The 21,203-nt window shown below is 57.7% G+C and carries 14 protein-coding genes; 6 read left to right on the forward strand and 8 right to left on the reverse strand.

What is annotated here, in order from left to right; all coding sequences use genetic code 11:
• Positions 1–32: 32 nt before the first annotated feature.
• Positions 33–1,874, reverse strand: a complete 1,842-nt coding sequence (locus tag FrondiHNR_RS00360) for a thiamine pyrophosphate-binding protein (RefSeq protein WP_279353276.1) — start codon at positions 1,872–1,874, stop codon at positions 33–35.
• Positions 1,875–2,279: 405 nt separating this feature from the next.
• On the opposite strand from FrondiHNR_RS00360, the gene FrondiHNR_RS00365 reads away from it, so the two are divergent.
• From FrondiHNR_RS00365 to FrondiHNR_RS00385, 5 genes are all read left to right on the forward strand, one after another.
• Positions 2,280–4,157 (forward strand): FAD-binding monooxygenase, encoded by a 1,878-nt coding sequence (locus tag FrondiHNR_RS00365; RefSeq protein WP_279353277.1) that lies wholly within the window; start codon positions 2,280–2,282, stop codon positions 4,155–4,157.
• A 127-nt stretch (positions 4,158–4,284) separates the two neighbouring features.
• Positions 4,285–4,554: a hypothetical protein gene (locus tag FrondiHNR_RS00370; protein ID WP_279353278.1), complete on the forward strand. Its 270-nt coding sequence runs from the start codon at positions 4,285–4,287 to the stop codon at positions 4,552–4,554.
• A gap of 59 nt (positions 4,555–4,613) precedes the next feature.
• On the forward strand, positions 4,614–5,888 hold the full coding sequence (locus FrondiHNR_RS00375; RefSeq protein WP_279353279.1) for a M18 family aminopeptidase: 1,275 nt from the start codon (positions 4,614–4,616) through the stop codon (positions 5,886–5,888).
• Between the two features lie 99 nt (positions 5,889–5,987).
• Complete coding sequence (locus tag FrondiHNR_RS00380) at positions 5,988–7,241, forward strand: amidohydrolase (protein WP_279353280.1); 1,254 nt, start codon at positions 5,988–5,990, stop codon at positions 7,239–7,241.
• A gap of 112 nt (positions 7,242–7,353) precedes the next feature.
• Positions 7,354–7,803 carry a hypothetical protein gene (locus FrondiHNR_RS00385; RefSeq protein WP_279353281.1) on the forward strand — a complete coding sequence of 150 codons (450 nt, stop codon included), beginning with the start codon at positions 7,354–7,356 and terminating at the stop codon, positions 7,801–7,803.
• Between the two features lie 449 nt (positions 7,804–8,252).
• On the opposite strand, the gene FrondiHNR_RS00390 is transcribed toward FrondiHNR_RS00385, so the two are convergent.
• Both FrondiHNR_RS00390 and FrondiHNR_RS00395 read right to left on the reverse strand, forming a co-directional pair.
• Positions 8,253–8,780 carry a hypothetical protein gene (locus FrondiHNR_RS00390; RefSeq protein ID WP_279353282.1) on the reverse strand — a complete coding sequence of 176 codons (528 nt, stop codon included), beginning with the start codon at positions 8,778–8,780 and terminating at the stop codon, positions 8,253–8,255.
• 140 nt (positions 8,781–8,920) lie between these two features.
• Entirely contained in the window at positions 8,921–9,475 is a 555-nt protein-coding gene (locus FrondiHNR_RS00395) for a purine-nucleoside phosphorylase (protein ID WP_279353283.1), read from the reverse strand.
• Positions 9,476–9,650: 175 nt separating this feature from the next.
• Here FrondiHNR_RS00395 and FrondiHNR_RS00400 point away from each other — a divergent pair, with 175 nt between their 5' ends.
• Complete coding sequence (locus tag FrondiHNR_RS00400) at positions 9,651–10,142, forward strand: S-ribosylhomocysteine lyase (protein ID WP_279353284.1); 492 nt, start codon at positions 9,651–9,653, stop codon at positions 10,140–10,142.
• A 392-nt stretch (positions 10,143–10,534) separates the two neighbouring features.
• Here FrondiHNR_RS00400 and FrondiHNR_RS00405 read toward each other — a convergent pair whose 3' ends face one another.
• The 5 genes from FrondiHNR_RS00405 to FrondiHNR_RS00425 all read right to left on the reverse strand — a co-directional run bounded on the left by FrondiHNR_RS00405 (position 10,535) and on the right by FrondiHNR_RS00425 (position 20,993).
• Entirely contained in the window at positions 10,535–11,194 is a 660-nt protein-coding gene (locus FrondiHNR_RS00405) for a hypothetical protein (protein ID WP_279353285.1), read from the reverse strand.
• Between the two features lie 270 nt (positions 11,195–11,464).
• On the reverse strand, positions 11,465–12,151 hold the full coding sequence (locus tag FrondiHNR_RS00410) for a CHAP domain-containing protein (RefSeq protein WP_279353286.1): 687 nt from the start codon (positions 12,149–12,151) through the stop codon (positions 11,465–11,467).
• A 556-nt stretch (positions 12,152–12,707) separates the two neighbouring features.
• Complete coding sequence (locus tag FrondiHNR_RS00415) at positions 12,708–19,631, reverse strand: hypothetical protein (protein WP_279353287.1); 6,924 nt, start codon at positions 19,629–19,631, stop codon at positions 12,708–12,710.
• Positions 19,632–19,698: 67 nt separating this feature from the next.
• The gene (locus tag FrondiHNR_RS00420; protein ID WP_279353288.1) at positions 19,699–19,899 is read right to left on the reverse strand and encodes a hypothetical protein; all 201 of its coding nucleotides are present in this window, start codon (positions 19,897–19,899) and stop codon (positions 19,699–19,701) included.
• A 149-nt stretch (positions 19,900–20,048) separates the two neighbouring features.
• Positions 20,049–20,993: a nucleoside hydrolase gene (locus FrondiHNR_RS00425; protein WP_279353289.1), complete on the reverse strand. Its 945-nt coding sequence runs from the start codon at positions 20,991–20,993 to the stop codon at positions 20,049–20,051.
• Positions 20,994–21,203: the final 210 nt, after the last annotated feature.

A 21,203-nucleotide genomic window follows, 5' to 3' on the forward strand; every position in this document is an offset into this window, starting at 1 on the left:
CTCTCGTGGTTGCTGTCTTAACGATGCCACACTTACGAGGGAGAATGCCGACCCTGCTCTGGGGGCGAGGACACTCCGTTCACGCGCTGTACCTCTCGTTGCACGGGGCTGAGGACGCTTCGTGACACCTGGCAATCGAGCAGGATCGTTCCCCGTGCACCGGCCGCGCACCACTCCCGTAGCGCTTCGAGATCGTCAAGTCGTTCCACCCGTACCCCCTGCGCGCCGAGGGCGCTGGCAAGTCCGGCAAAGTTGATGTTGGGGATATACATCGGAGTTTCGTCAAGTCCCATCTCACCGTAGAGATGAACTTCCGCGCCGTAGGCTTCGTCGTTCCACACCACAATGATGCAACTTTGTGTGGTGCGAATGGCGGTTTCAAGGTCTGCAAGCGCCATGAGGCCGCCGCCGTCACCGGTGTTTAGCACGACTGTTGTGTCGGGAGCGGCGGCGGCAATACCGGGAACAGTGCCCAGACCCAACCCGATGGTCTGGTAGGTAGTTCCGAGCAGCAGCATGCGCTCGGGTGAAGTGATGGGCCAGAACATATTTGCCCAGCTCAAAAAATGTCCACCGTCGTTAGTGACGTGTCGATCAGACGGAAGCAACTGCGCGATGCGTACGGCCAGGGCTCGGGGGTCGAGGCGCCCGTCGGAGCACAGGCCGTGGGGATGGTCGACATCTCCCACATCACGAAAACGAAGCGTGCCTCCCGGTTCCAGCCCCGCAGTCCTTTCCCGCCAGCGTTGAGATGCGGTGAGTGCGGGAATAGTTTTATCCCTGGCGGTGCGGGTTGCTGTTATGGCCTCGCCCAGCAGGTTCAGGCAGGCGCGCGCGTCACCCCGCAGGAGCAGCTGAGTGATGGGCGCCTTGGAGCGAGGCGGGGGCACGGGTTCCGTGTCTATGCGGATCAGTACGGTGCCCGGCCCAAAGAGCTCGCCGAAGCACATTGTGAACTGGTTAAGGCTTGCCCCCACGACCAGCACCACGTCGGCTTCAGAGATTTTTGTCATGGCGTTCTTTTGCCCGAACCCTCCCGTGACTCCAAGATCGTATCGGGCCTCGGGGAAAAGTCCGCGTGCGAGCGCCGTTGTTGCGGTGAGCGCCCCCAGGGTCTCGGCGATGGAGGAGAGTTCGGGGCCCGCCGCAGAGAGCCAGGCACCGCGTCCGGCAAGCACAAGTGGGCGTTGGGCCTCCGTGAGCGCGGCCGCCGCGGTTTCTAGTGTGGCCCAGAGATTCGGGTCGTTGAGGTCGGGTGCTTGATCGGGCATGGGTAGGGGCATGGGTATGGGCGATGCGGCACCGGGCGATGCGGGGGTGAACGGTGCGGTGCGGAGTGGTGGGGTGGTAAGCGGTGTCTGGTTCGAGGTATCGTCTTGCACGGTGGTGATTTCTGCGGCGGCAATGTCGTAGGGAATTCCCAGTACTACCGGACGTTTGGTCTTCAGCGCTTCCGCAATCGCGCGGTTAACCGTTCCCTCAACATCTGTGGTGGAAAGGGTATGGGTGGATACACCAACGGCGTCCGCGAGTTCCTCCTGGTTAACATCCCATGGACGTGGACCACTAAGGGGTACGGTACCAACAACCAGGAGGATCGGGGTGCGGGCTTGGGTCGCTTCGGCGAGAGCTGTGAGTGTGTTGGTGAACCCTGGACCGTAGGTTGTGGTGGCAATCGCGAGGTTGCCGGAAACTCGAGTGTAGGCATCGGCGGCGGCGACCGTGGCGCTTTCGTGGCGAACCGCGGTGTATGTTATTCCCCGCTTGATGAGTGCATCAATGAGGTGGGCATTGCCGTTGCCCATGAGGCCAAAAGCGTGCGTGGTGTGCCGGGAGAGGGCGGTTGCGAGTGTGTGCGGCAGGCTGGCTGACATGACAGATCCTTGTTAATAAACGCAAGATTAATTAGTGGAGCCGTTTATGTCTCGCCGGGTGTGGCAGCAGAGCCCTTTTTTCGAGCACCTTAGCGGGGTTCTGGGGGAAGTATCCCGCTGGACACTTCGATTTTATCGGTATTCAGTGATGATTAGGTATCTTTAAAATTTAATGTGGAATGATTGAGGATGCCGGTAGTAGAGTACGCGCTATTTGCGGACAGCTGTCGCCGGTTTAACCCCGCACTGTTCTTCGAGCGCACGGAGAATGTCATAAGTAGCGGGGCGGCGCAGACAGCTGGTTGTGGTGTTGTCGGGAGAAATCCATGTGTTTATAGTGGAAAGCATGAAGGTCTGTGTTCAGATCGAATGCATAATTGAGTCATAACTCAGTGAGGAGTAACGGTGCAGTTTCATCATCACGGATACGTTTCGGCAGATCCCCGAGTTCAACCGGCCGCGGGCGTGGGGATTAACCGTCCCGAGGAGTTACCCGCAGAGGTTGATGTGCTTATTGTGGGGTCGGGTCCGGCCGGAATCATCACGGCTGCTCAGCTTGCTCAGTTTCCGGGGGTGGTCACGCGTGTTATCGAGCAGCGCCCCCATCGCCTGATGCTCGGGCACGCGGATGGTATCCAGGCCCGCAGCGTGGAGACTTTTCAGGCGTTTGGTTTTGCCGAGCAGATTATCCAGGAGGCCTATCAGATCACCGAGATGATGTTTTGGAAACCTGATCCTCAGAATCTTAAGAATATTGTTCGCGCGGCTCGCGTCGTTGACGACCCCGGCGGCATCAGCGAGTTTCCCCACCTTATTGTGAATCAGGCCCGTGTGATCGATTACTTTGCCCAGTACGCAAAAAATTCTCCCGCTCGCCTCGAAGTTGACTACGGTTATAAGTTTGTTGATCTGGAGGTGACGGGGCAGGGAGAATATCCCGTGACCGTCACCCTGGAGCACACCTCTGGTCCCCGCGTGGGCGAGTCTATGACGGTGCGGGCAAAGTATGTTGTGGGGGCAAACGGGGCTCACTCCGAGGTGAGGCACTCGATTGGCGGTAGGTTTGCCGGTGACCAGGCCTATCACGCCTGGGGAGTTATGGACGTGCTGGCCATGACGGATTTTCCCGATATTCGTAAGAAGTGTGCCATTCAATCGGAAGATGGTGGCAATATTTTGCACATCCCCCGAGAGGGAAACTACCTTTTCCGCATGTATGTTGATCTGGGAGAGGTTGCCGAAGACGATAAAGGGCGGGTGCGCGAGACCTCGATCGAACAGATCATTCAGCGCGCAAACGCGATTCTGTATCCCTATTCGCTCGATGTTCGTGATGTGGCGTGGCATAGCGTGTACGAGGTTGCTCACCGTCTTACCGATCGCTTTGACGATGCCCACTCGCACGGCGGCCAGACCCGCGAGCCTCGGGTCTTTCTCATGGGTGATGCGTGCCACACCCACAGCGCAAAGGCGGGCCAGGGTATGAACGTCTCGATGCAAGACGGCTGGAATCTGGCGTGGAAGCTTGGATATGTGCTCGAGGGTCGTAGCCCCGAGGCCCTGCTTGAGACCTATTCCGATGAGCGTCAGGTGATCGCTCAGAACCTGATCGATTTTGATAAAGAGTGGTCAACGCTTATGGCAAGGCGTCCCGAAGAGTTCGATTCACCCTCGCAGCTCGAAGACTTTTATGTGCAGACCGCCGAGTTTCCGGCCGGTTTTATGACACAGTATCAACCTTCCATGCTCACGGCCGAGGCCACCCATCAGGGTTTAGCCACGGGGTTCCCCCTGGGGAAACGATTCAAGTCGGCGCAGACCGTGCGGGTTGCCGACGGGGTTCCAGTGCACCTCGGCCACCATCACCGGGCGGATGGTCGCTACCGCATCTACGCTTTTGCGGATGAGCGGGGTGCCGCGCTTGATCGCTGGGCCGAGTGGATGCTGGATTCACCAGACTCTCCGGTCGAACGATACACCCCAGCGGGCACCGATCGCGACCACCTCTTTGATGTTAAAGCGGTGTACCAGCAGCCACACTTTGAGGTCGATATTACGCGGGTTTCGCGGCTGTTTTTGCCGCTCAGCGGGCCACTGCAACTTGTTGACTACGAAAAGATCTATGCTGCTGTTCCCGAGCACGACATCTTCGAAGAGCGCGGTATCAGCAGGGAGGGCGTTGTTGTTGTGGTGCGACCCGATCACTACGTTGCTCATGTGTTGCCCCTGACCGCGACGGCCGAGCTGGCTGAGTTTTTTGAGCCGCTATTTTTGGAGAGATAACCTCGGTGAGACGGGATAAAAATACGGATTTGCTGGGAATGGTTTCCGAGTTTTTGGCGGTCACCTCAGGTGAGCCACTTTTCAGAACTTTGAAGAGAAGGTTCCTCCCGAGGAGAGTCAGACGATTGTGCACGCAGAACTCACCACGCCTCACGGTCTTACCCTGATGGTCACAGGACACCCTTGCTCAGACGAGTACATCCCGGGTAAGCACAGCTACTTTGTCGTGCTTAATGGAATACCGCAGCAAGATGACCTGCTCACGGGTTTCCACGAGAAGCTTTCCGAGGGTGCAACCATACACGACCCCCTGGCGCAGGGACCGTGGGGCAACAAGTTTGCGATGCTCACGGATAAGTTTAACGCAGTCTGGTTTGTCAACGTCAAAGGTGCGTAAACCGCATCCACTTCCGTGCGTCACAGGGATTTCGCCGTAACGCGTGGTTGGATAGGAACATGCACAATACGGACGAATATATCAAGGGTTTTGCTGATTTCATCAGCAGTAGTCCATCGTCGTATCACACTGCGTTGCGGGTGGGTCAACTCCTGGCCGAGGCTGGCTACCTGGAACTCAGCGAGTCTGTGGAGTGGCCCACCGGTCCCGGCAAACGCTTCATTATCCGAGACGGTGCGATTCTTGCCTGGCACCAACCCGTGATGGCAGAACCTACTACGCCGTTTCGTGTCCTTGGGGCACACACCGATTCTCCCGGCTTTAAGCTCAAACCCACACCCACTATCTCCTCCCACGGGTGGCTCCAGGCGGGTGTTGAGGTTTACGGCGGTCCCCTCATTAATTCGTGGCTTGATCGTGAACTAGAGCTTGCCGGGCGTCTTGTGACGCGTGACGGCTCTGAATTTTTGGTTCGCACGGGTCCTTTTTTGCGCATCCCGCAATTGGCGATTCACCTTGATCGTAATGTGAACGAGGGGTTTACCCTGGATAAGCAGCGTCACACCGTGCCTGTTTACGGTATTGGAGACCCCTCGCAGGCAGACCTTATGAGCTATCTTGCCTCGTGTGCGGGACTTGCTGTGGAGCAGGTTGCGGGGTACGACCTCATCACTGCCGACACCAATCCGCCCGCGCGTTTTGGGGTGGATAACTCCCTCTTTGCTGCGGGCCGGTTAGACAACCTGGTTTCGGTGTACGCGGGGCTTCGGGCGTTGCTCACGGCTCCGGATGACGCGCCCCACATCAGCGTGCTGGCCGCTTTTGACCACGAAGAAATTGGTTCCGAAACTCGCTCTGGGGCGTGTGGCCCCGTGCTTGAGGACGTTCTCACCCGCATCTCGGACGGCCTCGGGGCATCACCCTCGCAGCGCCTGCAGGCCTTTGCCGACTCCTGGTGCCTGTCTTCGGATGTGGGTCACTCGGTTCACCCGAACTATCCCGAGCGCCATGACCCCGTGAATCATCCCCTGACCGGGCGCGGGCCGATCCTCAAAGTTAATGCCAATCAGCGTTACGCAACGGACGCCCACGGTTCCGCCCTGTGGGATCGTGTGTGTCGGGAGGCGGGGGTGAGCTACCAGGAGTTTGTCTCGAATAATTCGGTTCCCTGCGGGTCGACGATTGGGCCGCTCACCGCAACTCGTCTGGGTATTCGCACAATTGATGTGGGGGTTCCTCTCCTATCCATGCACTCTGCACGTGAACTGGGACACATTGACGACTTCTTTGCTCTCGCCCGGGCGATATCCACATTCTTCACCGCGACACTGTAGATAGTGTTATCACTCCCCTAGAATAAGGGTCACATCAACGATGGAGACACAGGTGATCACCGTGCTTGTGTGCACTAGGCGAGTGAGGAGCAAAGACCCATGACAACTCTTTTTCCCGGTGTTGAGGTAGCAGACACCTTTATTGATGAGCACGTTGATCGCTATGTTTATCTGCATCAAAACCCGGAGCTATCGTCGCAGGAGTTTCGCACCGCAGAGTACATTGAGTCACGGCTCACCGAGCTTAAGATTGAAAATTTTCGCTGCGGTGCAACCGGTGTTGTGGGGGTAATTCGCAACGGTGAGGGTCCCACTGTTGCGTTTCGGGCGGATACCGATGGGCTCCCCATTCGCGAGGAAACCGGTTTTTCCTACGCCAGCACACAGACCGGTGAGCTTCCTGACGGCTCTACCGCGCCCGTTATGCACGGTTGTGGACACGACACACACATCACGTCTGCCCTCGCCCTCGCCCAGTATCTTGTGACAAATCCCCACGCCTGGGCGGGAACGGTTGTTCTCATCTTTCAACCGGCAGAGGAGACCGCGGCCGGTGCAATGGCAATGATCGACGATGGGCTCTGGAACCGCGCACCCAGGCCAGCAGTGGTACTGGCTCAGCACGTTCTTCCTTTTGAAGCGGGCAAGATTGTGATTCGTGAGGGACACATGGCGAGCCTTGCCGACTCGTGGAAGGTTACAGTGAGGGGCGTTGGAGCTCACGGTTCGCAACCGGATCAATCGATCGATCCCGTAGTGCTGGCAGCCTACATGGTAACCAGGCTCCAAACTGTTGTGTCACGGGAGGTTCCCTCGCACACGTCGGTTGTTGTCACGGTGGGCACCTTTCACGCCGGACTTAAAGAAAATATTATTCCCGCCGAGGCCGTGTTCAGCATCAACGTGCGTACTCCCGAGGAAGAAACACGAACCCGAGTGCTTGCCGCGATTCGCCGAATTATCCTGGCGGAGGCAGAGGCCTCAGGAGCACCAGAGCCCCTGATTGAGGAGATTAACCGTTTTCCCCGGTGTTACAACGATCCCGCTCAAACTCGGGTTGTAACCCAGGCCTTGCAAGACGCTTTTGGCGGTGACAGCGTTATTAACGCCCCATTAGGGGCGGGTTCAGAGGATGCGGGTTGGCTCAGTGACGCCATTGGGGTTCCCGGAGTGTACTGGGCATTTGGTGGGTTCTCTCCCGAGAAATTTGCCGACGGAAGACCCCCCGCCGTGAACCACTCGCCCCTGTTTGGCCCCGATCCTCGCCTGGCTATCACTCACGGAATCGCTGCCGCGTTGGCCGGTGTCCTTGCCTATGTGGGGAGCGTACCTGCAACTCACCCCTCTGCTTAGCTGTGATATCCAGGAGAATTTTTGAATCAGGTACTCACGTACCATATTGGCGTGGCAGGAAAGGTACTAAGGTAGGTTTTCTTGTGAGGGAGGTCCGAATAATCTAGGAGGTATGTCACGCAGTCACAACTCTCTTTCTCTTCTTTTAGCTTCGGGCGCCGCCCTTTCTGCCGCCGTCCTGCTTACCGGTTGTGGCGCAATTGCAAACGAATTCGCAAATACCTACGCCATCACATACGAGGTCACACTCTCTGGCCCTGACACTTCCGAGCTTGCCGAATACTCCTTCGAGGGTAAAGAGTCGCGCGTGGCTGATGCCGAGATCGTGCAGAGCGGTGGAAAAGGTGTTCCGAGCCTGAAAACGACAAAGGGTGTCTGGACTCACGAAACCATGATTCAGTCAACCAAAAAAGCCTCCATATCTGCTACTCCACTCCCCGGTACGATTGCGCACTGTCGTATTCTTATCGACGGGAAGAAGGAGATAGCCAGTGTGGAGGGTAAGCCGGGTGAGGCCGTAACGTGCGAAGCGGTCACGCCCGACTTTCCCAAAAAATCGTAGCGGGCGACCCGTTACGGACCCTTAAATACTAGGTGCGCCTCTCCTCCCCGTACATCACAGTATGTACGGGGAGGAGAGGCGCACCTTTGATGTCCCCCAACAAGACCATTCTTCAGAGGTTTAGCTTGTTGATTTTTGTCGTGAGACCCGTGGAGACGGGGAAGCTCCCTCTTCCGTGACGTGTGTCCGGTTTTTGTGCAGAGAACGTTTGCTGGCACCCCGTTGATAACTCGCGATCATTGCGGAGTGAATACCGATTGAATTTGCGGATGCAAGATATAGCGCAAATGAGTTTCGGGTACGTGACGGTTTCATGTTTCCAACCATAGGCGTGCCGATCTGAGTTATAGCTGTTTCTGGGAGCTCTCTGGGCACCTTCTGAGTGAATGCTTGCCAATTTCTTAGGAAACTCACGGGGGTGTTCCACAGCGAGGAACGTTCTGCCGCCGTTAGAGGTTTGTGCACCAGGTGAGCAACCACTCGGGGTTGAAGTTGTGAGCAACCTTCGCGCTATTGTCGCCATATCGCAGGGTGGGAGAATTATGAACGTCCCCGTTAACCGGATCCATCCAGAACGCCCCTAATTGGCCCAGGCCCTTTGCCGCAACTACCCAATCGTTGAGGGTGTCGGGTGCCTTATCCTCCAGGGGGATTGCCAGGGTGGGAATGTTGTTTTCGAGCGCGCCAATAAGTATGCTGAGTGCCGGGTTTGCTTGGCGATGGGAAGCCCAGTCCATTGTTGTTTCAAATGTGATGGGGAAGCAAACAACCGCGTCAAACTGCTGGATGAAATCGGCTGAGTGGGTTTGGTCGGTTCGGTTGAACTCGCCTTCCCGGTGAGGTATTCCCTCCACATAGGAGAGGGCGCTCGGAACCGCAAAAATTTCCACACTGATGGCGGCTTTTGTCAGCCCCGAAACGATATCTTTTGTGCGGGTCGCCAACTCGGCAGGGGTAACCACGAGTGCAATGTGCATGTTTCCAGTATGAAGTGCGGTAGCCTCAAGAACAAATGATCGATCGCAGAAACCCGGAGAATAAAAGGTATTTTTTGGGAGGAGCTCCCCGGTGCTAACGGAAAAGTTGCCCGAGGGTTAACGGAGCTATTCCCCGGGCCCTAGCGAATGTGTTTCTCGTAAAAAGCACGAAGTTCGTGGCTACGCTGCAAAACAATTGCGTCCCACTCCTCATCGGTTGTGCTGCTATCTGCGTAGTCGGACGGTACTTTAAAGACCTGAATTGGTAGGTCAAAACGTCTACACACCTCGGCATAAACCCAGGTTTCCATATCCACCAGGTCGGCACCCTTTTCGCGCAAGAGGCGGCGCTGAGCGTCGTCCTTTAAGAAAACATCTCCGGTAGCAATCATCGCGGTATCGGGCACGATTACGTTTGCTGCTGTGGATAGCGTGGCTGAACCGAGAGAAAAATCGTGCTGCACGGCGCTGGTCACCTGGTAGACGGTGTTGATGTCTTTGTCGTTGTTGAGGAGTCCCGCGGTTCCGAGGACCACAACCGCGTTTATCGCACCGGGCTCTGCCTGTTCGAGGGTGCGGGTCAGCGTGATTGCCGCGCTAACCTTGCCGATTCCCGTGACCAGGTGCGGGATGTCACTAAATGCTCGGGCCTCCTGCGGATGCGCTATGACAAGCAGCGGTGCCCTCGCGGTCATGATCGGTCCTTTCTGAAGGTGCGACTCTGGCCGCGTATAACTTTCTACGTTTCCAATCGTAGTCTTTGTGTCGGGCGTGTTGTCATGAATCTTCATAATGTGGAGGAGCTGTGCACGGGGGCATACTGTTGAGGTTAAGCAACGTGAGGAAGAATCATACGGTAGAGGAGAACCAATGGGTGATGTAGAACTGGCCAAGGTTGAAAGTTTCTCTCTTGACCACACAAAGGTGCTGGCACCGTACGTGCGTAAGATCGCGGTGGAGAAGGGTCCCCGGGGTGATGCGATTACAAACTTTGATGTGCGTCTGGTGCAGCCCAACGAGGCAGAGATCCCCACCGCTGGACTACACACGCTCGAACACACGCTTGCCGGCCTGCTCAGAACCCGCCTGAGCGGTGTCATCGACCTTTCCCCGTTTGGCTGCCGTACCGGTTTCCACCTGATCGTCTGGGGTGAGCCGACATCGGTAGAGGTGGCCACCGCAATCAAACAGGCCCTCAGCGATTTTGTCGGAAAAATCACCTGGGAAGATGTTCCCGGTACGGATGCTGTGAGCTGTGGTAACTATCGTGACCACGACCTGCCCGAGGGTCAGGAGTGGGCTAGACGGGTGCTTGATCAGGGCATCAGTATCGATCCGTTTGATCGATCGGTACTCGTGTAGGGGCGGTTCGGCAATGACGCGATGCCCATAGCCCTTCTCGTTTTGCGTGGTCAGCGTCGCATTGGGATGCGTGGGTTGGCCTGAGGCCCAAATTGGTTCTGTTTAAGAGACTTTTTGCGCTTCGAAACGGTGTAAACCACTGCACTGGCTGTTCAGAATACGTTGCTGGTCTATCAATAAAACTGAGGTGTAAGGCGGCCAGCGCAGGAAAGCCTCACGCCCGAAAGATGGGGCCGGGCATCCAATCGATTGAGGATGCCCGGTGGGTGCGGATTCGCACAGAGGCCAAGGGTAGTGTCCCGACCGTGCGGGTTGGGACACTACTCTTGTCTCAGCATCAGAAGTGATACAAAGCATCAAAATGATGATTTGATTCTGTGCTGGAGGTGCCCTTACTTACGTTCCGCGATCTTTCGGGCGGTAATAGCGGTGAGGGTGTTCCAGACAAGACGATCAGGCAGGTCAACGTAAGGGCCGACGATGCCGGTTGCTTGGAGGGATTCAACCTCGGTCATTGATGTGAGTGGTGTGAGTTCTCCGTTGTCTCCAACGAAGCCGATTGTTCCATCAGGGGTGCGAATTAGTGCGGGCAATGTGAATCCTTTCTCAGGTTCTGGTGTTGTAGGTGGTTCGGTGGGTGCGTTCTTGGGACGTAAATACCCACGCAACCCGTTCTTTGTCAGTGAAGCAATTTTGGTTGCTCCGGGGTTTTGGGTCACAACTCTAAGATGCTTCCCCTGGTCTTCAATCACGACCGCAACGTGGGAACCTGGCCAGGTGGGATGAGCCCAAAAAGCGACGTCCCCCCTCTGACCTGTTCCGGGTCCAATTTTCGTGAAGAAGTTTGCCAAGTTGGCAAACCGTGGAAAGTTTAGCCAAACATTTTCGGTGCGTCCTTCGGGCGGACCTGCTTGACCCTGCGAAGAGCTAATACCATAAACATCAACGATATAACTGAGCCATATGTCGTGACACTGGGGCCCGAAGGCATTGTCAATATCTATGTATTTTCCGTTGACCTTAGTCACCCAGGCATCAAATGAAATTGCCAAACTACACTCCTTTCAAATAAAAAAAGCCCACTCGTGGAGTGGGCTTTGCATACAGTGGACACTCCTCGTTATCTGCCGACGAGGATCGCGCTTGTTCAGTTGTGGTCTGTGGGTGCTGTATCCGAGCCCGGTACAGCCGCGGAGGGCGGGGTTTTGGTGCTGTGGAAAGGTAGTGTCCCGACCGTGCGGGTTGGGACACTACTCTTGTCTCAGCATCAGAAGTGATACAAAGCATCAAAATGATGATTTGATTCTGTGCTGGAGGTGCCCTTACTTACGTTCCGCGATCTTTCGGGCGGTAATAGCGGTGAGGGTGTTCCAGACAAGACGATCAGGCAGGTCAACGTAAGGGCCGACGATGCCGGTTGCTTGGAGGGATTCAACCTCGGTCATTGATGTGAGTGGTGTGAGTTCTCCGTTGTCTCCAACGAAGCCGATTGTTCCATCAGGGGTGCGAATTAGTGCGGGCAATGTGAATCCTTTCTCAGGTTCTGGTGTTGTAGGTGGTTCGGTGGGTGCGTTCTTGGGACGTAAATACCCGAGAAGCCCCGATTTACGAGCGTTTGATAGGTTGGTAGGATCACGAAGGCCCGGTGCATTCTGCTGGAGTACATAGAGGTAATCACCGCGGTTTTCCAGCACAATTGCAACGTGTGAGCTAGTGTGTGGACTTGTTCCGTACTCCCAAAATACGACGTCACCTCTCTGAGGTGTTGCGTTTGCAGGAAGTTTTACGAACCATTGAGTAAGCCCAGCGGCCTCAGCATTGTGCCAAACGTTGCAGGCGTATCCTCCGTGGGGTAACGAAGCTCCCGCTCTTGTGTTAGTCCTGCTGTAGGGAACGCCTACCACGTCCATTGCGTAACGAGACCATGAGTCCCAGCATTGTGCCCCGTAAGACCCATCAACGTCGCAGAATTTCCCATTCCATCGAGCAATAAATTGATCAAGATTCATACTTCCTCCTTTCAAATAAAAAAAGCCCACTCGTGGAGTGGGCTTTGCATACAGTGGACACTCCTCGTTATCTGCCGACGAGGATCGCGCTTGTTCAGTTGTGGTCTGTGGGAATGTTCAAAATGAGTCAGAGTAGTGTGTTTCTCAAGGTGGCCTTGACTCCGAGTTCGCGGCTTGCTGCGGTTTTGACCCACAGGCCGTGTTTCTCAGGCAGTAGACAGTTTTTGCGGCTCGGTTCGCAGGACGACCGATGGGTCTGATAATGACACTGTGTGGGTGGATGAGGGGAGGTTGGCGCTCCTGGATGCCCCGATTTTGGGCAATAAAAAAGTTCCTACCTGGTTTTTGAGACAGGAATAGGAACGCATTTACTAGTCTAGCATACTTTTTGTAGTTGTGGACGCCGTCGTCGGTAGCCCGGCTATCCTGCGGCAGAGCATCACGCCATACCGTTGTGTGTGGCTGAGCCCCACCTCTCGACTCCGCACGGTGGCGGGGTGAAAGGCGGGGCTCAGCCATTGGGTACCGAGCTGTTGTTGCCGATACCCGGTATTTATTACCGCTGGCGGCTCCGTGTTCTTGCCACGGTTAGTATGAGACCGAGGATGAGGAGGGCGGTTGCTCCGAGGGCAAGGCTCGTTGCCGAGCTTCCCGTTGTTGCGAGGTCGCGCCCTTCACCGTTATCACGCGCGAGTGGTTCGGCGGTCTTGGGTATTTTCTCGCCGGGCGTCACAGTCTCAGGAGCTTCCTTCTCGCTGGGTGTATCTGTCTCCGGGGTCTCTATTTCCGGAGTCTCGCCACCGGGGTTCTCGCCACCGGGGTTCTCGCCACCGGGAGTCTCCTCATCCCCGATGGCCAGCGGAACCGCAACATCGTCCCAGGCCTCAATATCGTTTCCGTCGGGGGTTGTGCCCACCGCGGTGGCTTCGTTATAAACCCGTTCCGCGTCGAGGTCGTCCTGGGTCAGCGCGTAGCTGGCCGAGGCGAGAACAACCTCGCCCGGAGCGAGAACTCCCGGGGCAAGCGGGTTAGGCCACTGGTATTCGATGTGTGAGAGCCCGGCCAGGTCGTCAAGGATGCGAACATCATTCAGCACGATCGACTCGGTGTCTGCCACCACAAAGTTGAAGGTGACGATGTCACCCACCTGAGCGTACGGGGTTGAGACGGCCGAGTCATCCGCCGTCTTGATGAGTGTCATCGGGGTGTCTTCGACGACTTCTCCGGGGGCAAGCAGGTCAATGGTCACGGAGTCCTGATCGCTCACCTCCGTATCGTCCGGTGCTGTTCCACGGACGGTTGCCGTGTTGGGCAGGGTTTCCGCGTCAACGTCGTCTTGCGTCACCGTGTACTCCGCGGTTGCCGTCACGAACTCTGCCGGGGCAAGCACACCGGCACTGCTCGGCCACTCGTAGGTGAGCTCCGACAGGCCCTGAAGCGGGTCGGAGATCACCACGTCGTTCAGGGTGACGTTGCCGGTGTTCACGGCAAGCAGCGTGTACGTGATAGTGTCTCCCGCAACAAGAGCGTCGCCCGGTCCGCTTCCCGTGTAGTTCGCGCTCTTTGAGAGCACGATGTTCGGGGTGAGGGAGTACGGGATGCGCACTCCCGAGACGGGGGATTCCGCAGCGGGGAACCACTGGCTCACCAGTGCCATCTGTGCGGTTACCGCAGCGCTGTTCCAGCTAAAGGTGTTCTGTTGGAGGCTCTGCGAGGCGGCGCCGCTCGCGACGCTGCTCGTGAGGTTGCCCGGGGCACCGCGCGAGCTGAGGCCCGAAGCGTCATCCACCTTGCCGGCGGGAAGTACGCTCGACGGGGTCGTCATCTGGAACTCAACAACCACATATTCTCCACCGAGCAGGGGTGTAGCGGGATCGAAACGGAGGTCCGCCCCCAGCGCCCTGGTGTTCTCGTCGGGGGTGGTTCCCCACTCTGCCGTGGCGCACTCGAGGGTGGAGAGGCCCGCGACCGCGTCGGGTATGAGCTGGCAGGCATCCTGCACGCTGGAGTAGTGGAACTCTCCGCCCACGAGGGTCGCGTCACCGCGGGCACCCAGGCCTATTGCCTCGGAACCCGTGACCACGCGCGCCGAACCCGGCACAAAGGTGGGGGTCCAGTCGGAGCCGCGCTGTGCACTGAGCACTGTGCCACGGTCGTTGTTTCCGGGTAGCTCGTCGACAAAACGCAGCGCGGGCACGGCGCTATTTCCCGAGTTGATAAGTTTCAGACGGTAGGTGAGGGTCTCCTCGTGGGAGCTTCCGATCACGCAGGGGTTACGCACCCACGAACCGTCACTCCACCCGGCGCGGGTGGTGATGTCGCACTCCTGGCCCGTGCGGGTCTGCGAGGTATCTGAGCCCTCGAGAAGATACGACTCAACCCGGGCGGAGTCACTGCGCAGCGACGTTACGCTGGACGTTGCACGGCAGGCTCTGTCGGTGGAGGTTTCGGTGCCGCAGACGAGGGATGTGGGCGAGCCGGTAATACCGCCCGCAAGAACACGCGCCTCGTTTACCTCGGTGATTCCCGCGGGGGTACCGTCGGCCACCTGCAGGGGCACCTTGAGCACCACGGATTCTCCCCGCTTAATCTGGGTTCCCTCGGGCCAGGTCCACTGCAACTGGGTCTGGCCGTTTGAGTTCTGCGTGGCCGTCATGGTGGGAGTGGTTGATACTCCCGCGGGTGCGGAGACGACGCTCCACTCCCGGTCGGAGTCCGCGGCGTTGTAGCTGAGTCCGGCGGGCAGCGTGTCGATGATGCTCAGGTCGTAGATATGACTCAGCGCGGCAAGGCGACTCTGGTTGGTCACGACCAGGTAGAAATCTGCCCAGGAGCCCGGGTTCACAACGCCCGTCAGGGGTCCGGTGTTTGCGACGGAATCGTATGATCCCGTGAACTTACGGATCAGCGGATCGGGTGATCCCGTTTGCACGAATGTTTGGGAAGGGTCCGCCACCATGCGAGCGACGGGAGCTGCAAAGGTTCCCACATAGGAGGCCCCGGCGGCGCGTCCCGGAATAATCCACTCGGTCTTACCCTCGGGGAGGAGGGTGGCCGGTGCCCGCTCGGAAGGGTCGGTACGGAGCGCCTCACGCAGGTGAGTAGTGAACACTATATTCGCGGTTGCCCCTATCTCGATGCGTGATTGAAGCATTTCGCTCCCGTTTATCTGCACCCGGAATCCCGTTATCTCTTCCCAGGTTCGTGGGCCGTCTCCGGTCTGTGGAAGGGTGATGACAACACTTTTTTGGGTCCGTATCTCGGGCGACCACTTACCGTCGGTGCCGCGCAGCCACACGCTGGCGCTTGACGCTCCTGCGGGGTAGCTCACGAGCAGCCAACCCAGATTGGTTGAGTCGAAGAGGCCGCCCCGTTCCAATTCAAACCCGTCGGGGTCGCTGTTTGGCCACGAGGCATCATCGAGCAGGTCGCTCGTGCTAGCCAGACGCATATTCGTCACCGGAACATTTCCGGCGTTGGTAGCTCTAATCCGAAACTGACTCATACCACCGGTACCGTCGCGGTAGAGGCTGGTGTTGTTGTCCTGAATTGACACGGCAATGGAACTGTCGAGCACATCGAGCGCTATGGTGCCTTTTGCATCGTGGCTTTCGAGGGTTAACCCTTCCCAGCGCATCTCATAGTGGGCATTTACCTGAGCGGTCTGGCTCACTTTTGTCTCGGGCGTTTGGTACGCCCCGTCAATGCGATCACCGGACGCAAGGTGCAGCGGTTCTCCCTCAATAAAAGAGTACGCGTACCCGTCCCGCACCTCGGCGCGAAGCTCCGTCTGGATCACCACGCGGCTCTGCACGGTGGTTGCATCGGCTTTTACGCCAATGTATTTTCCGTCTTCTTTCCACCGCACGTAAACACCCACGATGTCTTCCCACCGATTTGCGGGCGGGCTCATCTGGGCGACCGAGGTACCAACTGGAACCTGGATTACCTGGGTTGTTCCATCCGCATAGTGGTAGGTGATTTCCGCGGCCACCTTCAGCTCTGCGGGGGTGCCCGTGGCGGGGGCGTTGTTCCTGTCGGGCCACACCATTGACGTGATTCCCCGGAAAGCGGTGATCGCAAAGGGGTTGGTACCCCCGGCGGGCTCTCCCCCGATTCCCACCTCAAGGGACTCTACCCCCACGGGAACGCTTCCCGTGGCACCCCACTGATCCTCCGGAGCAACGTTGGCTGCGCCCATCGCGGTTTTGTTGGAGGCTTCAAGGGAAATTTCCGAGCGGGTGCCGGTCTGAGCTACCAGGGCGTTATTACCGCCGGTGGCGCTCCAATCAACCGAGGCATCCCCAAACAAGCGATCAGGGCCGTACACCAGGTAGTTTACCCCTGCGCTGAAACCGTCCGACCAGTCCACGCCGTCTGTTGTGGAGGATACCGCCAGGACGTTCCGGTACGAGGTTCCTGTCAGGCTGCCGGTGATCTTTGAGGAGGGATTACTGAGGTAGGTGTCGCGCAGGATCACGTCGAGCGTCACGATAAAAGCGCCGTGAGGTTGGAGCTTTTGCGAATCATCCGTGCGCGATAGCTCAACCTGAACGTCGTAGACATTCTTCAGGGCGTCGGCGTTCAGCGGTTCCGACCAGGTAACGTCGCGTTTTTCCCACCAGATATTCCTGTAGGCGGTGCTCTGGGAGTCTTCAATCTCGGCAGCGCTCAGAGTTTTTCCGTCTATCTCGGTGGGTCCCGTCACGGTTCCGCGCGGGCCAACGGGGTTTCCGTCCCGGTCGAGGAAACGCACGGTGAGGACCTGATCTGGTCCGACCCGGGCATCTCGCAGACCGCTCACCCGGAAAATGTCAAGAGAGGAGGAGTCTCTTCCGCCGTCTGAGACGCGAACTTTGGTCACGCTTTCTCCCACAGGGTTTGCGGCCAGAATGAAAGAGGTCTCGGATGATTGGCCCTGAACCCCGGACACCGGTGCATCTTCGGCATAGGTCTTCACTACTGAGGTGTTGGGTTCATTGACGAGGAAGAGCGTGTCGCTTCCGGTTGCGGTGGCGAGGTTGGTGCCCGTTCCCAGCTCGGCGGTGTTGCCCACCGCGTAGAGGCCGGGGGTCTCCGTCTGCCCAATGTTTTGGGGGGTGACGGGGGCCTGGTTGTTCACCAGGTTGTCACGAAACTTCACCGTGATTCCCTTGGGGGTCTCACAGGAGACAGAGAGCGGAAAGAGTCCACTTGTGGGAACAACCGTGTACTCAATACCAACGATGAGGCCAAGGTCCATCCCTTGCTGGTACGCAACCTTGGTGACGGTGGTGGGAGATTGGATGCTATCCACGACCCACACCATGAGCGCGGTTGTACTGCCCACATTATTGCCACCACCAGTCACACAGGCCACGGGGGCATTGGGAAGGGCGCTGAAGCGGGTGGAGTTAAAGGGGTTTGAACCCAAGTTCTCCAGGGTCGGCACCACCTGCGGGTCGGTCAGCGTGAATCCGGGTGACCCCTGAGGTTCGGTGGCGCTCTCGAAGGGTCCAGTCCAGGCTCTCAGAAGGAAGCTATGGTTGGTAAAGTTCTGCGGACTTAAGGATGGGTTGTAGATATCCCCGGCCCGAGCCACTCCCGTGAGGGGGTAGGACACCCGCTCGCTTCGTGTGCCAAACTCCTTATCCAGGTTTGCGCCATACTGTGGCTTAACAATGTCCAGGTACGCGTTCTCGGTGAAGATCTCAGAAATTCTGGCACCCGTCAAGGCCACGGCATCGATCTTTGCGGCGCTAAAGATGCGGGTGGTGCCCGGGTTGGCCGGGGGTGCCGCGATGGCGTCTCCGGTTGTGGGGTGAGCGTCCCTTAGCGTCGATTGGAAAGTGATTGTTGCGGCACAGTTTTCATTCAGCTCGCACTCGCCGAGGATTCCTCCGTTCGGGGCTGCACTGAAAACCACCGCGACTCCGGTGACCTCGGCGAGGGGACGTCCGTCCGCCTCGCTGCCGGGAACGGCTTGCCCGAGCGCGAACTCCTGTACGGAACCCGCGTGGGGAGCCGTCGCGTAGTTGTACTGAATGGTTGCGGACGCTGCGCCCTGCGGAAACACGATAGTGGGAACCGCGGAGAGCGCCTGGTAGTTAAAGTAGTCGTTATACGCCGTGGAGTTGATCACGGTGATGGAGGCCAGGGCGGGAGCGCCCTCGTTGGACACCCGTGTGGTGGCGGTCAGGGCCTCACCCGATCCGTAGACGGAGGTGTTTTCCCCGGATGCCGTCACCCACGAAAACGAACGTCCGATGGAGGGCACCAGCGCCTGCACGGTGATATCACTCTGTACGGATAGCGTGTCGGTGGGGCTTGTGGCGGGCGCACTGTTCTGCACCGTGTTAGTGACAAGCGCTGTTTCTCGAACCAGTCGTGACGCCACGCTCGGGTCGATAATCGCGCCACCGCCGCGGAGCCGGTCCCGCAGCTGGTAGTCGGCAGTGACCTGAACGGTGCGCTCGGCGGCGCTCGCCACGTATCGATCGGGGATACCGTTTAGCGTCACCGTGTAACCGATTGCGTTCTCCGGGGCCGCTGTGTGAAGCGCCCGCTCGGCGTTTTGTCCCGTTTCCGCGGGGAGGTCAACCCGGGTGGTGCTGCCGTTGGCGAGGACGAACTCGACACTGGCACCGCCTGGGTTTCGATCCAGGTGGATGTTATTCAGATCAAACGCTTCCGAGGCGTTCACACTGGGTGCGGTTACCGGAGCGGTTCCCGGTACCCGGATCTCAAGCGAATTGGTGGCGTTTGAGGAGGCCGTCACCGAGGTGGTGGTTGATACCTTGCCCTGGGTTCCGTCAAGGAGAGTGCTTTGTGACCAGCTGTGCTCCGCAGCGGCCAGAGCGGGTTCTGAGTACACCCGCAGGGTGATATCGGTCTGTGCGGTGACGCGACTCGTGTTTCCGTCCTCACCCGCCACGAGCACCGCCCGGGCGGTGCTGGTTTGAGCATCGAGCGAGGCGGGAACGTAGTTCTTAAACCGCACGGGGAGGTAGAGAATAGATGTCCCGGCGAGGCTGCCCCAGGTGACCGTAACGGTGGAGCCGTCCTCGGGATTTTCTGCGGGAGCGTGGGTAAAACTGACCCCGTCGGGCACCGCAAACTCTTCGGAGAGGAACTCCATCTCGGCGGGTAGGGTGTTGACCAGGGTGGCCGGTCCGCAGCCGTTTGGATCCGGGCATCCCACGCTTGCAGCGTAGGTGAGCGTTGAACCGGATCTAACCTCCGTGAGTGTGGTTCCGGTTTCAAGATCGACCGGCGACAGCGAGAGTACAATCTCCGGCCCCGCCACGGTCTGCTGTGGAGCGGGCGGATCTGCCTCGGATGCCGAGGATGGTGGCGTGTTCTGGAGCGCAAGCGCGGGGTTTTCCTGTGTGAGGGGGAACGCCCCCATACCGAGCAGCGTAATCACTCCGAGAGCTATACTTTTTCTTGCAAATTTTTGCTTCTGAACACGCTTGTGTGCTCCCCTGAAAGAAACAGGCACCCTAATTCATCCTCGTCGTAGTTAAAAGCTCGCAAGGCCGTTTCCGGACTTTTGAACTCTCCCCCAACTACACCCGTGAAGGATACACGATTAACCTGGGAAATACACGGATTTTTTCTTCCCGGCTGACATCGAACTCAAGAACCGATGTCGGGTAACGCTCGGAGTAGTCAGGCAGACTCGTCGCGGTGAGGCTCCCGATGAGGAGAAGGGTAAAGCCGCTCAAAAAGCTGCTGATAATTCTCCAGATTCCGATGGTACTCCACATGCACACCATAAAACCCCACGCTAAAAGGGATGGCGCCGCTGCACGTAATGGCGCCGCCGCACGCAATGGCGATCGTCCGATGCGCGGCAGCGGATTCCGCATTCCCAAACCGTATCGATGAATAAGTTACGAAACAGTTCGAAAAGCCTTTACGCTCCAAGCGCCGCCAGGAACCGTTGATGGAACCCTGTGGTGTCCACTCTTCTGACGATTCTGATTGTGCCTGGCGCGGTAGGGTCTTGAGGGGCGGGAAGAAACATCCGCTGATCGCTCACGATCTGTCCTCGTGTGAGAGATCCGCGCAGCTCGACCTTAGCTTTCACGAGTTCATATTCTCCGAGCTCGGGTTCTAAGGCAAGAGCCAGAGCAAGCGGGTCGTGGAGAATACGATCGCGATAGCCAAGAGATTTTTCATACACACGCAGAGAGGAATCCATAATGCGTGTAGCAAATTGAGCGCGCGGATCACTGCTTGTTTGGATTGTTTGGATTGCTTTGGCGGTGAGAGCAGTCTGCCGGGTGATCTCCAGCCCCACAAAAAGTACATCCCATGCGGCATCGATAACCACCTGGGCGGCCTCCGGGTCGCGCCAAATATTTGCTTCAGCGGTAGCGGTGACATTCCCGGTCACACCTACAGCCCCGCCCGTCACGACAACGTTTTTAATGAGCGTCGGGAGTTGTGGCTCCAAAAGCAGCGCAAATGCGATGTTAGTCAGCGGCCCGGTCGCAACCAAACTGAGCTTTTCTGGGTTCTCGCGTGCAAGGCGCACGATAACAGCAGCGGCCTGGTCTCCGGCAATTGTACGGGCAGAGGGGGTAACTCCGGCATCTCCGAGACCATCCTTACCGTGGATTGCCTCTGCTGTGCGCAGTGGTTGCGCAAGCGGCCGAGCAGCCCCCAAGAAAACCGGGACATCTTGTTTTTCGAGGAAATCCAGCACGGTGATAGTGTTCCTACTCCCGGTCTCCACAGGAACGTTTCCGTGGGTGACGGTGCAGGCTACGAAATCTGCGCCGTGGTGCGCTCCGTACATGATGGCCAGAGCGTCATCGATGCCAGTATCACAGTCAAAAATAAGAGGTGACGTCATTTTTCCTTATACCTGCACTCTCTTATCTCCATGATGCTCATACTTTTCTTTTTGTTCTGTGGAGGAAGCGGTGCTGACGCACTGATCAGTCAAAAATTACTGACGCAAGTGTGCTGAAACATTTAAACCACTTATCCTTACGCGTGTCACGTCAGCATGATTCTTGCTCACTTCATCTCAGTAGACCAAAAAGTTAGGCTGATAAAGATA

It is taken from the genome of Lysinibacter sp. HNR, assembly GCF_029760935.1.
Lineage (GTDB): Bacteria > Actinomycetota > Actinomycetes > Actinomycetales > Microbacteriaceae > HNR.